This window comes from Nitrobacter winogradskyi (assembly GCF_006539545.1).
Classification (GTDB): Bacteria; Pseudomonadota; Alphaproteobacteria; order Rhizobiales; family Xanthobacteraceae; genus Nitrobacter; species Nitrobacter winogradskyi_A.
The window spans coordinates 49,497-62,234 of sequence record NZ_BJNF01000002.1; the positions used below are offsets into that span (position 1 = coordinate 49,497).

Annotated in this window: 9 protein-coding genes; 7 read left to right on the forward strand and 2 right to left on the reverse strand. The window is 61.6% G+C overall.

Features of this window, described 5'->3' with window-relative positions:
- Window positions 1-44: 44 nt before the first annotated feature.
- Window positions 45-1,115 carry a lipopolysaccharide heptosyltransferase II gene (gene waaF, locus NWI01_RS00250; protein ID WP_181410306.1) on the reverse strand — a complete coding sequence of 357 codons (1,071 nt, stop codon included), beginning with the start codon at window positions 1,113-1,115 and terminating at the stop codon, window positions 45-47.
- Between the two features lie 435 nt (window positions 1,116-1,550).
- Here waaF and rfaD point away from each other — a divergent pair, with 435 nt between their 5' ends.
- The 3 genes from rfaD (at window position 1,551) to NWI01_RS00265 (ending at window position 6,291) form a co-directional block, all read left to right on the forward strand.
- On the forward strand, window positions 1,551-2,531 hold the full coding sequence (gene rfaD, locus NWI01_RS00255; protein WP_141381752.1) for an ADP-glyceromanno-heptose 6-epimerase: 981 nt from the start codon (window positions 1,551-1,553) through the stop codon (window positions 2,529-2,531).
- A gap of 231 nt (window positions 2,532-2,762) precedes the next feature.
- Window positions 2,763-4,232, forward strand: coding sequence for a D-glycero-beta-D-manno-heptose-7-phosphate kinase (gene rfaE1, locus NWI01_RS00260; RefSeq protein ID WP_141381753.1), 1,470 nt, complete (start codon window positions 2,763-2,765; stop codon window positions 4,230-4,232).
- A 115-nt stretch (window positions 4,233-4,347) separates the two neighbouring features.
- A complete protein-coding gene (locus tag NWI01_RS00265; RefSeq protein WP_141381754.1) occupies window positions 4,348-6,291 on the forward strand; it encodes a nucleoside-diphosphate sugar epimerase/dehydratase in 1,944 nt (647 codons plus the stop codon).
- A 115-nt stretch (window positions 6,292-6,406) separates the two neighbouring features.
- On the opposite strand, the gene NWI01_RS00270 is transcribed toward NWI01_RS00265, so the two are convergent.
- Entirely contained in the window at window positions 6,407-7,363 is a 957-nt protein-coding gene (locus NWI01_RS00270; protein ID WP_141381938.1) for a lysylphosphatidylglycerol synthase transmembrane domain-containing protein, read from the reverse strand.
- A gap of 310 nt (window positions 7,364-7,673) precedes the next feature.
- Between NWI01_RS00270 and NWI01_RS00275 the strand changes: the two genes are divergently transcribed.
- The 4 genes from NWI01_RS00275 (at window position 7,674) to NWI01_RS00290 (ending at window position 12,714) form a co-directional block, all read left to right on the forward strand.
- The gene (locus tag NWI01_RS00275) at window positions 7,674-8,693 is read left to right on the forward strand and encodes an NAD-dependent epimerase (protein WP_141381755.1); all 1,020 of its coding nucleotides are present in this window, start codon (window positions 7,674-7,676) and stop codon (window positions 8,691-8,693) included.
- Between the two features lie 126 nt (window positions 8,694-8,819).
- Window positions 8,820-10,262: a mannose-1-phosphate guanylyltransferase/mannose-6-phosphate isomerase gene (locus tag NWI01_RS00280; RefSeq protein WP_141381756.1), complete on the forward strand. Its 1,443-nt coding sequence runs from the start codon at window positions 8,820-8,822 to the stop codon at window positions 10,260-10,262.
- Between the two features lie 358 nt (window positions 10,263-10,620).
- On the forward strand, window positions 10,621-11,550 hold the full coding sequence (locus NWI01_RS00285; RefSeq protein WP_375782162.1) for a Gfo/Idh/MocA family oxidoreductase: 930 nt from the start codon (window positions 10,621-10,623) through the stop codon (window positions 11,548-11,550).
- Between the two features lie 15 nt (window positions 11,551-11,565).
- Window positions 11,566-12,714 (forward strand): DegT/DnrJ/EryC1/StrS family aminotransferase, encoded by a 1,149-nt coding sequence (locus NWI01_RS00290; RefSeq protein ID WP_141381757.1) that lies wholly within the window; start codon window positions 11,566-11,568, stop codon window positions 12,712-12,714.
- Window positions 12,715-12,738 lie beyond the last annotated feature (24 nt).

Sequence of the window (12,738 nt, forward strand, 5' to 3'; positions counted from 1 at the left end):
ATCAGTGGTAATGAGTGCGTCATGTCCACGCAAGCATGGTGGCATCAGGGCGTGGTGCGCTCCCTAGACTCCGCAAGCACCCGTTCCGCGATGGCGACCACCTCGGCTGCGGGGATATCCTTCATGCAGCGATGGTCGTTCCTGGTGCAGACCGGACGATGGCACGGCTGGCACGGGAGTGGCGTTTTCGTCTGGATCGTCGCGGCGAGGCCGTTCAAGGGCCCCCAGTGATAGGGACTGGTCGGCCCGAAGATTCCCATCGTCGGCGTTCCGATCGCAGCCGCAACGTGCATCAGACCGGAGTCGTTCGATATGGCGATGGCGGCCCCCGCCATCGCCAGGATGCCGTTTCGTAGGTCGTGACCCGTGAGATCCCGGACCCGAGGCCCCCCGGTTGCAACGATGTCGGTCGCCAGCGCCTTTTCCTTGGGGCTGCCGACGACCCAGATATCGATTCCGCGCTCAGTCAGTCCGCGGGCGGCTTCGGCAAAGTAGCTCCAGCGCTTGCTCGGGCCGACCGCCCCCGGCGCCAGCGCCACCGCTGGTCCCGCGCCCAGTCCCTGCGCCTGCCGCCAGCGGGCGATATCTTCGCTGGATACCCGAAGCTGCGGCGCGGGCCATTCAGGCGGCCGGGCTGCTCCGGCGGGAAGCGCCAGGGACGCCTTGCGGTCGATCATGCGCGGCAGTGCTCTTTCGCCCCAGCGCCAGCGGTTGATCAGGCCGAAACGTGCCTCGCCGACAAAACCGACCCGCTCCGGGATGGCGGCCAGCGTGGGGGCGATCGCCGATTTCCAGGTGCGCGGCATGACGAGGGCTGTTCCATACCCCCGTGCGCGCAACTGCCGGGCGAGACCCCACTGTTGTGTCAGCGCCAGCCGGCTTCGGGGCAGGTCCCAGACCACGCCGGCGCGTACCCCCGGCATGTAATCCACCAGCGGCGCGCAGAGCGTTGTCACCAGCAGGTCGACCGGTCGATTTGGCCAGCGCTGCTTGAGGACCCGCACCACCGTATGGCCACGGACGAAATCGCCGATCCACATATAGGGAATGATCAGAATCGGCCGGGTATCATCCGGGTCGACCATTTCCGGTTCATATGATGAATCTATGTTCATATCTTGATCGACGTGCGATGCATGACCACGATCCGGGGCGAGGACCGGTCTTCGGTATCTGCTCCGACCGGTGAGGTAAAGTTATCTCGCTCGCTGTTTTTCACGATCCGAGCGTCTCGCGCAGGCTCGTCCAAGTTGCCTCGCGGGCCGGAGTGAGGCAAACCGGGATGCAAATGTTGGAATCGGACCACTAGCGCGTATTCCGCAAAAGTGGATACCGGTTTTGCGATCAGAATACGCGCAAGTTTTTGATTGAACGTGTTTTCTTACGGCTAACCGGATTCCACTCAGCCGGAAAACGCACTGGAATCTGATCCAACTACGTTGAATCAGATTCCAGCCCTAACTTTTTGATCGAGCATGATTTTATCCGAAAATCGGGTTCCACTTTTCGGGATCATGCTCTAGCAGGCGCATATTCGGGATGGGGACATCATGCTGCTGGTAACCGGAGGCGCCGGCTTTATCGGATCGAATCTCGTGGCCGCGTTGAACGACGCCGGGCGAGGCGATGTGGTTGTGTGCGATGCGTTGGGACATGACGGCAAGTGGCGCAACCTCGCCAAGCGGCAGCTTGCGGATGTCGTTCCGCCCGCGGAACTGACGGGTTGGCTCGCTGGCCGCCGCCTCGACGCCGTCTTTCATCTCGGCGCGATCTCCGAGACCACCGCGACTGATGGCGATCTGGTCATCGAGACTAATTTCCGGCTGTCGCTTCGGTTGCTCGACTGGTGCGCCGGGACCGCGACGCCTTTCATTTATGCCTCGTCGGCATCGACTTACGGCGACGGCGCGCAGGGCTTTCGCGACGATCAATCGTTGGCCGCGCTGCGCGCGCTCCGGCCGATGAATCTCTACGGCTGGAGCAAGCACCTGTTCGACATGGCCGTCGTGGGCCGCGCCGCCCAAGGCGGTGCTTTGCCGCCGCAATGGGTCGGCCTGAAGTTCTTCAACGTGTTCGGACCGAATGAGTATCACAAAGGCTCCATGATGAGCGTGCTGACGCGTCGTTTCGACGACGTCAAGGCGGGTCGTCCGGTGCAGTTGTTCAAGTCGCATCGGGAGGGCATCGCCGACGGCGATCAGCGCCGGGACTTCATCTACGTCGACGACGTCGTCCGCGTGATGATGTGGCTGCTGGCCACGCCTTCCGTGAGCGGCCTTTTCAATGTAGGAACCGGCAAGGCCCGTAGTTTTCGCGACCTGATGACGGCGGCCTATGCTTCGCTCGGCGCAAGGCCGAGTATCGAATATGTCGATATGCCCGAACAGATTCGGGGCGCTTACCAGTACTTTACGCAAGCCGATGTCGCGCGCTTGCAAGGCGCGGGCTATAACGGCGGCTTCACGCCTCTGGAGGAGGCCGTCGATGCCTATGTCAAAGGCTATCTCGATCGTGACGATCGCTTTCGCTGAGGCGCTGGAGCATGATCCCGGAAAGTGGAAACCGGTTGTCGGATAAGATCGTGCTCGACCGAAGGACAGGGCCTGGGACGGGTTCAATGCGATTGGACCAGACTGCCAGAGCCTTTCCGCTTCTGATTGAATCAGAAGCGGAGTTCTATGATATTGTTTTGACGCGGTTTCTTCACGCGAACAGGTCATCCACTTCGCTCGAAAACGCTCTAGCAACAGGTGAAGGGTTTGATGATCGATTTTGACGGCTTGTCGAATGGTTTTTCCGGTCAGACGGTGCTCTGTGTCGGCGACCTGATGCTCGACGAGTTCGTGTACGGCGAGATTTCGCGGATTTCGCCGGAGGCTCCGGCCCCGGTCATCGCGGTTCAGCGGAGCGAAACCAACGTCGGCGGGGCCGGCAATGTGGCGCGCAACATCGCCGCGCTCGGGGCGCGCTGCATCTTCGTCGGATTGGCCGGAGAAGATGACGCGGGCGAGAGGCTGCGGGCCACGCTGTCGCGGGAACGCCTGATCGAGCCGTTGTTGATTTCAGATCCGGCACGGCCGACGACGCGCAAGGTGCGTTTCGTTTCGGAGCATTTCTCGACCCACATGCTGCGCGCGGATTGGGAAACGCTTGCTCCGGCGTCGGGGGAGGTGGAGCAGGCATTGATCGATGCAATTCTGCCGCAACTGCCATGCGCCGACATCGTCCTGTTGTCCGACTATGCCAAGGGTGTGCTGACGGCGCGGGTGATCCGCAGCGTGATCGACGGCGCTCGCTCGCTCGGCAAGCGGGTGATCGTCGATCCGAAGAGCGCCGATTTCGGCATCTATCGCGGCGCGACGCTCCTCACGCCAAACAGCAAGGAATTCACGGACGCAACCGGTCGCCGCGCGGATGATCAGGCAAGTCTTGCAACGGCTGCGCGGGACCTGATGCGGATCGCGGAATGCGAAGCCTTGCTGGTGACGCAAAGCGAGCGCGGCATGACGCTCGTGCCGGGCGAGGGCGAGGTCATTCATGTTCCCGCTCACACCGTCAAGGTCCGCGACGTGACGGGCGCCGGCGACACCGTCGTCGCCGCGCTCGCGGTTTCGCTTGCGGCGGGCGCGGACTGGGAAGCCGCGTTGCGGACGGCGAGCGCGGCTGCTGCTGTCGCCGTCGCCAAGAGCGGGACCGCGATTGTCACCCTTGGGGAACTGCGCCGCAATATCCTGCCGCCGGCCTCCCTGGCCGCCGAGGAGAAGATCGCGCGATCCGCGGGCGACCTTGACCAACACCTGACGGCATGGCGTGAACAGGGCCTGCGGATCGGTTTCACCAATGGCTGCTTCGATATCCTGCATCCCGGCCACGTCAAGGTGCTGACCGGCGCGCGCGCCGCGTGCGATCGGCTGATTGTCGGATTGAACAGCGATGCGTCGGTGAAGCGGTTGAAGGGCGAGGGCCGCCCGATCCAGAATGAGCGCGCGCGCGCGGAAGTGCTTGCCGCGCTCGAAGCCGTCGATCTCGTCGCGATCTTCGAGGAGGATACGCCGATGAACCTGATCGGGCGAATCCAGCCGAACGTGCTCGTCAAGGGCGGGGATTATTCTCTTGAGCAAGTCGTCGGTCAGGAGCTAGTGACTGCACGAGGCGGCGAGGTTATTCTGATCGACATCCTGCAGGGATTCAGCACGACATCGCTGGTGAAGCGCGCAGGAGGCCGGGCATGAGATCGATCGTGTCCGACAGGCGCGTTACCGCATCGGACTTCCGGCCTGACGCGTTTTTCGCGCGAACAGATCAGCCACTTCGCTCGAAAACGCTATAATACGACCTGGACGACGCATGAACCTCCGCCGAAAATTCACGCTCCGAAACGCTCTGATTGGGCTGCATGACCTGGCGGCGGTCGTGGCCGCTCTGTTTGTGAGCTGCTATTTCCGTTTTGAGTATTCTGCCTTTGCCGTTCGTCTGCCGTTGCTCATCGAGGTGCTTCCTTACTTTCTGGCCATCTCCGCGCTCGTCTTTTATGTTTTTCATCTGACCACGGCAAAATGGCGTTTCTTTTCGCTTCTCGATGCCCTCAACATCGTCAAGGCATCCACGCTTCTGGCGCTTGTCATCCTGGTCTTCGACTATGTGGTCATCGCGCCGGAGTTTTACGGTGCGTTCTTCCTCGGAAAGAAGACGATCATCCTCTACTGGCTGTTGCAGATTTTCCTTCTGGCAGCCACGCGCTCCGCCTATCGATACTTCCGCTACAGGCGGACTCTGGTTCATGTAAAGGCCGATGATGCGACGCCTGCGATCGTCGTCGGCCGCGCTGCGGATGCCGAGATACTTTTCCGCTCGGTCGAGAGCGGAGCGGTGAAGCAGTTGCGTCCGGTCGGCCTGCTGTCACCGTCGCCGGCCGATATCGGCCAGACGATACGTGGCGTTTCAGTCCTGGGCGGAGTGGACGAACTCGAGGAAGTGATAGCTGATATCGCGGAGCGGCAGGAGCCGATCAAGCGCATTATCATGACGCCTTCCGCTTTCGAGCCTGACGCCCAGCCGGAAGCGGTTCTCGCCCACGGCCGCAGGCTGGGCATCAAGGTAAGCCGGTTGCCCTCGCTTGGGGAGGGAGGGGAGATTCCGCGTCTGACGCCGGTCGCCGTTGAAGATCTTCTGCTTCGCCCAAGCCGCACCATCGACTATGAGCGGCTCGAAGGATTGATCAAGAACAAGTCGGTTGTCGTGACCGGTGGTGGCGGATCGATTGGGTCCGAAATCTGCAGACGTGTCGTGACGTTCGGCGCGAGCCGCCTGCTGATCGTCGAAAATTCCGAACCGGCGCTCTACGCGATCATGGAGGAACTGGCCGCCACCAGCCGGGCCGCTGTCGTGGAAGGCCGCATTGCCGACATTCGCGATCGCGAGCGGCTGATGCGTTTGATGAACGAGTTCAAGCCCGATATCGTGTTTCATGCGGCTGCGCTCAAGCATGTTCCCATTCTCGAACGGGATTGGGATGAGGGCGTCAAGACCAACATTTTCGGTTCGGTCAACGTCGCCGATGCAGCGTTGGCATCGGGCGCCGAATCCATGGTGATGATCTCCACCGACAAGGCGATCGAACCGGTGTCGATGCTCGGGCTGACCAAACGTTTTGCCGAGATGTATTGTCAGGCGCTGGATCGCGATCTGGCGATGCGTGCGGCCGGCAAGGTTCCGATGCGGCTGATTTCGGTCCGTTTCGGCAACGTGCTGGCGTCGAACGGATCAGTGGTGCCGAAGTTCAAGGCGCAGATCGAAGCCGGCGGCCCGGTGACCGTCACGCATCCGGACATGGTTCGTTACTTCATGACGATCCGCGAAGCCTGCGATCTCGTCATTACCGCCGCGAGCCATGCCGCCATGCCTGAAAGACATGATGTATCCGTGTATGTCCTTAACATGGGTCAGCCGGTGAAGATCGTCGATCTTGCAGAACGCATGATCAGCCTGTCCGGCTTGCAGCCTCACCGCGACATCGAGATTGTTTTTAGCGGGGTTCGGCCCGGCGAACGTATGAACGAAATCCTGTTTGCGAGCGAGGAGCCGACGATCGAGATCGGCTTGCCGGGTATACTGGCGGCAAAACCGAACGAGCCGCCGATAGAGACGATCCGTGAGTGGATCGCGGTCCTGAATGAAGCTGTCGCGAGCGACAACAAGCTCGCGATCCGCTTGATCCTGAAAGATGCCGTGCCGGAGTTCGGCGGGCAGCCCGCACATACATCGCCTCTTGCGCCTGATATGCCGCGGTGAATCGCGGCGTCATTATAGCGTTTTCGAGCGAAGTGGGTACCGGTTCGCGTGAAGAAAACGCGTCAAATCGAAATCTGAGAGTCTCGCTTCTGATTCGATCAGAAGCGATAATGCTCTAGGTGCTCTCGATCGAGGCCGATCCTTTCTGGCTCCTCTCGGCGCTGAAAATCCAGACGAGTCCCCCGAGCGCGCCGACGACCAGAAAAACCGCGCCGTATAGCAGGGAGACATTGACGCCTTCGCCGGTCGCAAGCCCGGCATAGCCGAACGTCAGGGCCATGGACGCTTCGCGCACGCCCCATCCGGCGATCGAGATCGGCAGCATCGTGATGAGCATGACCGGTGGAACGAGCAGGAAAATCTCGCTGAAAAGGACGGGCGCGGCGATCGCCTTCACGACGCACCATGCGATCACCACGGCGAGAAAATGGATGAGCAGCGACAGAAACGTAATTTTCGGCCAGCGTTCTCGATTGAAGATGGCGCGGCTGGTGATGACCGAGCAGGTGCGAAGATGGTGAACCGCCCGGATACGTCCGAGCCAGCGCCAGTGCAATCGACCGAGAAGCAGGAAGCCACCGGCGGCCGAAAGCGCAACAAGATCGACGAACAGCAGCGCCAGCCGACCTTGGGGATCATTGATGAGGCGTAAACTCCAGGGCAGGCTCGCGGCGATCAGCAGGCCGAGCGCGATCAGGCCGATCGCGCGGTCGACGAAGATCGAATAGGCCGCCGCCCGCCAGCCAGCCGGGCCACGTCCGACCAGCCAGAGCCGCATGGCGTCGCCGCCGATCGACGAAGGCAGGGTCTGGTTGAAAAACGAGCCGATCATGCAATAGCGCACCGCCTGCGCGACCGAGAGGCTGGCGCCGCAGTCGGTGCTGATTTCCCGCCACCGCAGGGCGCTGGCGAACACCTGCGACAGCGTGGCGGCAATGGCCAGCGCAATCCAGACGGCGCTGGTGAAACCAAGGCGAGAGAGCAGGTCGGAAATGTCGACCTTGCGAAGCGCAAGGTAAAGCAAGGCAGCCGAGATCAGTATTTTTGCCGTTGAAAGCAGGATCTGGCGCATTGCGCTTGTCTGTGCCGCGGTTAAGTTGGCCATCGGGCTCTTCAGGACTGGTGGATGTCCTGTCTTGGTATGGTTTTGGGTTGCCTCTGGCAACAGCCGCGCGCAGCAGGGTATTGCGGTCCCGCGATGCCGTGGATAACGAGACACGGCTGGAGCCTTTTCGCTTCTGATGGAATCAGGAGCGAGGCTCCAAGATTTTGATTTGACGCGTTTTCTTCACGCGAACCGGTACCTACTTCGATCGAAAACGCTATAACCTCGCGAGCCGCGGCTCACCTTTCCCGAGCGGTCACATTTCTTGAGGAGCGAAATGCCGGATCATCCGATATTGGTTACCGGCGCGGCGGGCTTCATCGGGTTTCACGTCGCTGGCCGACTCCTGAAACAGGGGCATCGGGTTGTCGGCATTGACAGTCTCAACGATTATTATGATCCCGCACTCAAGGAGTGCCGGCTTGCGATCCTGCGCGAGGATTCGCGCTTCCGTTTCGTCAAGGCCGATCTGGCCGATCGCGAGACGACGGCTGCCTTGTTCGCCGAACATCCTCTTTCGGTCGTGCTCCATCTCGCCGCGCAGGCGGGGGTGCGATATTCGTTGCAAAATCCCCATGCCTACGTCGATTCCAACCTCACGGCTTTTGTGAACGTCCTTGAAGGATGTCGGCACGCCTCCTGTCCTCATTTGCTGTTTGCTTCGTCGTCCTCTGTTTACGGCGCCAACACAAAGCTTCCCTTTTCCGTTCATGACAATGTCGATCACCCGATCAGCCTCTATGCGGCGACGAAGAAGTCCAATGAACTGATGGCGCACGCTTACAGCCACCTCTACCGCATTCCGATGACGGGATTGCGTTTTTTCACGGTCTATGGCCCGTGGTACCGGCCCGACATGGCGCTCTACAGGTTCGCCGATGCGATCGTCGCGGGGCAGCCGATCAAGCTGTTCAACCATGGCAACATGCAGCGGGATTTCACCTTCGTCGATGACGTGGTGGAAGCCGTTGTCCGCCTGATCGATCGCGCGCCACAGGCTCATGCAAGCTGGCCGGGCGATGCCCCGGATGCGGGGACCAGTTCGGCGCCATGGCGAATCTACAATATCGGCAACAACAAGCCGGCGGAGTTGATGGGCGTCGTCGCCCTTCTGGAGAAAGCGCTCGGACGGCCCGCGCAAAAGGAGTTGCTGCCGATGCAACCCGGCGACGTACAGGCGACATTTGCTGATATCGATGACCTCACCCGTGACGTCGGTTTCCGTCCCTCGACGTCGCTGGAAGATGGTATCCATCGTTTTGCCGGCTGGTATTGTCGGTATCATCGGGTCAATTGATGCGGCTATCGGGGTTTCCATGATCCGATCGCGTGCTTTCGTCGGAAAGCTTGTGGCGTCCCTTCGATCCGGGTTCGCATCGAAATGGCTGGATTTAAGGATCGATCTGCGTACGTCGGGATCGGGATGGACAAATCGGCATGTGGAGATGGTGTTGTGAGTGAGCGTGTCGTCCCGCTCATCATGTGCGGCGGCGCGGGAACCCGGTTGTGGCCAGCCTCGCGGGAGGGGCGTCCGAAGCAGTTTCTGCCGCTGTTCGGGCCGCGTTCGACGTTTCAGGATACGCTGAGACGAGTTTCCGACCCTGTTCTGTTCGACCGGCCGATCGTGGTCACCAACGCCGCCTATCGGTTCATGGTGCTTGAACAGCTTGCGGAAATCGGGCTTGAAGCGGACATCCTGCTGGAGCCGGCACGTCGCGATTCCGGGCCGGCGATCGCCGCCGGAGCCGCTTTCGCGCAGATGCGCAACAGCGAGGCGGTCGTGCTCGCGCTTGCCGCGGATCACGTTGTCCGCGACACTCAGGCGTTCGTCTCCGCCTGCCGCCAGGGATTAGCCGCCGCCAATGGCGGCCGCATCATGACCTTCGGCGTCCGGCCGCAGCGTCCGGCGACGGAATACGGTTATATCAACCCTGGTCCGGCGATTGCGGGCGAGGTGCGAGAGGTGACGACGTTCGTGGAAAAGCCCGATCCGCAAACCGCCGCCGGCTACCTTGACGCGGGGTATCTCTGGAACAGCGGCAACTTCATGTTTCGCGCGGCGGTTCTGCTGGATGAGTATCGCCATGTCGATCCGGACAGCGTCGCCGCTGTGACCGACGCGGTATCCCGTGCCGGCCGGGATCTGGGCTTCGTCATCCTCGATCCGGAATCTTTTTCGAAAGCGCGGGCGATTTCGATCGATTACGCCGTCATGGAAAAGACCGCTCATGCCGCCGTGGTGCCGGTGGATTGCGGCTGGTCGGACGTCGGATCGTGGCATGCGGTTTGGGAGTTGTCGGAGAAGGACGGGCAGGGCAATGCGGCCCAGGGGATCGCCGTGTTCGAGGACTCCCGCAACTGTAATGTCGCGACCGATAAAGCGCTGGTCGCGCTGGAAGGCGTCGACGATCTCGTTGTGGTCGCCACGCAGGATGCCGTGCTGGTGTCGCGCCAGAAGGACGCCAACGGGTTGAAACGTCTGGTTACGAAATTGAAGAGCCTGGCTCCACACGTCACGGACGAACATCTGCGGGTCCACAGGCCCTGGGGCGCTTACCAGTCGATTGACAGGGGCGAGCGGCATCAGGTCAAGCGCATCACCGTGAAGGCCGGCGACCGGCTGTCGCTGCAAAAACATCACCATCGCTCGGAGCACTGGATCGTGGTGCGCGGCACGGCGAGGGTGACGGTCGACGATCTTGTCAAAATCGTGCACGAGAACGAGTCGATCTATATCCCGATCGGAGCCGTCCACCGGCTGGAGAACCCGGGCAAGATCCCGCTGGAACTGATCGAAGTGCAGACCGGAAGCTATCTCGGCGACGACGATATCGTGCGGATCGAGGATGATTACCGGCGAAACTGAGCTACGGCACGGGAGCCGAATCGGTTAATCTGTGGATACGTTTTCCAGGCTCTGTCCGTTGACCCGCTCATCGTTCTACCGGTCAGAATGTCATGTAATTCTTTGAATCAAAACGTGTTGGGATTGTTGCTCCTCTAATCGCCTCTGTCGTTATGGCGTGCTAGAGAGAGCGTGCGGTCGGGTTCGGGGGTGCCTAGGCTGTCGGTTTTTGGGGTACCTGATGAGTTCCAAGCCATCTGCACTGAAGGCATCTGCATTGAAACCTGCTGCATTGAAACCTGCTGCATTGAACACGGCTGCGGTGAAAGCTGCAGCGTCCGAACGTGCGCTGCGCGTCGGCGTGATCGGCGCAGGCGTCATGGGCAGCAATCACGGCCGTGTGCTGGCCGGTCTTCCGGGCGTCAGGCTCGTCGGCATCGTTGACCCCTTGCCCGGACACCGGGCCCGCGCGGCCGAGATGACCGGGTGCCGAACCTTCGGGACATTCGATGAACTGCTCGACGCAGGCGTCGACGCCGTGACCGTCGCCGCGCCGACACATCTTCATTGTGAACTGGCGCTGGCCTGTATCGCGCGCGGCGTTCATGTCCTGGTCGAGAAGCCGATCGCCTCGACGGTCGAGGAAGGATGCCAGATCGTCACAGCGGCGCGCCGGGCTGGCTTGACCCTGATGGTCGGCCATGTCGAGCGTTTCAACCCGGCGGTCGCCGCCATCAAGCAGGCGATCAGGGGTGAGGACATTCTCTCGATCGCGATCACGCGTGTCGGGCCGTTTCCGCCGCGCATGTCGAATGTCGGCGTGGTGATCGACCTCGCCGTGCATGACATCGACCTGATCCGCTGGTTCACCGAATCCGAAATCGTCGACGTTCAGCCCCAGCTCTCCTGCGCGGTCGCTGAGCGGGAGGATATCGCGCTGCTTCAGTTCCGGACCGCATCCGGCGTTCTCGCGCACATCAATACGAACTGGCTGACGCCCTTCAAGGCCCGCAACGTCACGGTCGCAACCCGCGGCAAATATGTGATGGGCGATCTGCTGACCCGCCAGGTCACGGAATGTTTCGGTTTCCAGCCGGATGGCAGCTACTCCATGCGTCATCTTCCGGTCGGTCATGACGAACCCCTGCGGGCCGAACTGATCGCGTTTGTCGATGCGGTGCGTTCGGGCAAGGCTCCGGCCGTGGGCGGCGCCGAGGGCGTTGCGAGTCTCGAGATCGCGACCAGGTGCCTTCAGGATCAACCCCCCGTCGCTCCGCCGGTGCAGCCGCCGCGCCGCGCCGCCGGCTGATCGTCCGGAGAACAGATGCAGCAACACATGCCTTCACCGGCGATTTCATTCATCGACGTCGCCGAACAGCGCCGTCGCCTGGGCAAACGTATCGACGAGGCCGTAACGGGTGTGCTGACGCATTGTCAGTTCATCAACGGTCCGGAGGTCGCACGTCTGGAGGCCGATCTTGCGGCTTTCAGCGGCGCGAAGCACGTGGTGGCCTGCGCGAGCGGCACCGATGCGCTGTTGATGGTGCTGCTGGCGAAAAGCGTCGGCCCCGGCGACGCGGTCATTTGTCCGACATTCACGTTCTGCGCGACAGGCGAGGTCGTAGCGCTGCTCGGGGCGACACCCGTGTTTGTCGATGTTGATGAGACAACCTTCAATATCGACATCGCTTCGCTCAAGAACGGCATCGCCGTCGCGAAAAGCCAGGGTCTCAGGCCTCGGGCCATCATTCCCGTCGACCTGTTCGGTCAGCCCGCGGACCATGATGCGATCGCGGCGGTCGCCGCGGCCGAGGGGCTGTTCGTTCTGGACGACGCCGCGCAGGGTTTCGGCGCGAGCTACAAAGGGCGGCGGCTGGGCAGGTTCGGGCTTGCGACCGCGACCAGTTTCTTCCCCGCCAAGCCTCTCGGCTGCTATGGCGACGGCGGAGCGATCTTCACCGACGATACTGAGTTGGCCGAAACGTTACGCAGCGTTCGCGTGCATGGTCAGGGATCTGACAAGTACGACAACGTGCGGCTGGGACTTACGGGCCGCATTGATACCATGCAGGCGGCCATCCTGATCGAGAAACTCAAGATATTCCCTGACGAGATCGCCGCGCGGGATGCGGTCGCAAGACGTTACAATGAAGCGCTCGGGCAGGTTGTCATCGTGCCTCGTGTGGCGCCGGATTGCACCTCGGTATGGGCGCAGTACACGATCAGGGCGCCGAACGGGAGTCGCGATGCGTTGGCGTCGGCGCTAAAGGCGCAGGGCATTCCGACCGCGATCTATTATCCGAGGTCGCTGCATCAACAGACCGCCTATCGGAGCTTTCCGGTCGCGGCCGGCGGCCTTGCGGTCAGCGAAAGGCTGTCGACCGAGGTGATCAGCCTGCCGATGCACCCCTATCTCGATGAATCGACTCAGGACCGGATCATCGAGGCTGTGCGCGCCGCGCTTCCGAACTGATTCCGGCATTTTGCGCGGCAGGGC

What these genes read in the sequence shown, in the direction of transcription:
- NWI01_RS00275 (WP_141381755.1), top strand. Translation starts at nt 7,674, where the DNA reads ATGCCGGATCATCCGATATTGGTTACCGGCGCGGCGGGCTTCATCGGG.
- NWI01_RS00265 (WP_141381754.1), top strand. Translation starts at nt 4,348, where the DNA reads ATGAACCTCCGCCGAAAATTCACGCTCCGAAACGCTCTGATTGGGCTG.
- NWI01_RS00290 (WP_141381757.1), top strand. Translation starts at nt 11,566, where the DNA reads ATGCAGCAACACATGCCTTCACCGGCGATTTCATTCATCGACGTCGCC.
- waaF (WP_181410306.1), bottom strand. Translation starts at nt 1,115, where the DNA reads ATGAACATAGATTCATCATATGAACCGGAAATGGTCGACCCGGATGAT.
- NWI01_RS00285 (WP_375782162.1), top strand. Translation starts at nt 10,621, where the DNA reads ATGGGCAGCAATCACGGCCGTGTGCTGGCCGGTCTTCCGGGCGTCAGG.
- rfaD (WP_141381752.1), top strand. Translation starts at nt 1,551, where the DNA reads ATGCTGCTGGTAACCGGAGGCGCCGGCTTTATCGGATCGAATCTCGTG.
- NWI01_RS00270 (WP_141381938.1), bottom strand. Translation starts at nt 7,363, where the DNA reads ATGCGCCAGATCCTGCTTTCAACGGCAAAAATACTGATCTCGGCTGCC.
- rfaE1 (WP_141381753.1), top strand. Translation starts at nt 2,763, where the DNA reads ATGATCGATTTTGACGGCTTGTCGAATGGTTTTTCCGGTCAGACGGTG.
- NWI01_RS00280 (WP_141381756.1), top strand. Translation starts at nt 8,820, where the DNA reads ATGGACAAATCGGCATGTGGAGATGGTGTTGTGAGTGAGCGTGTCGTC.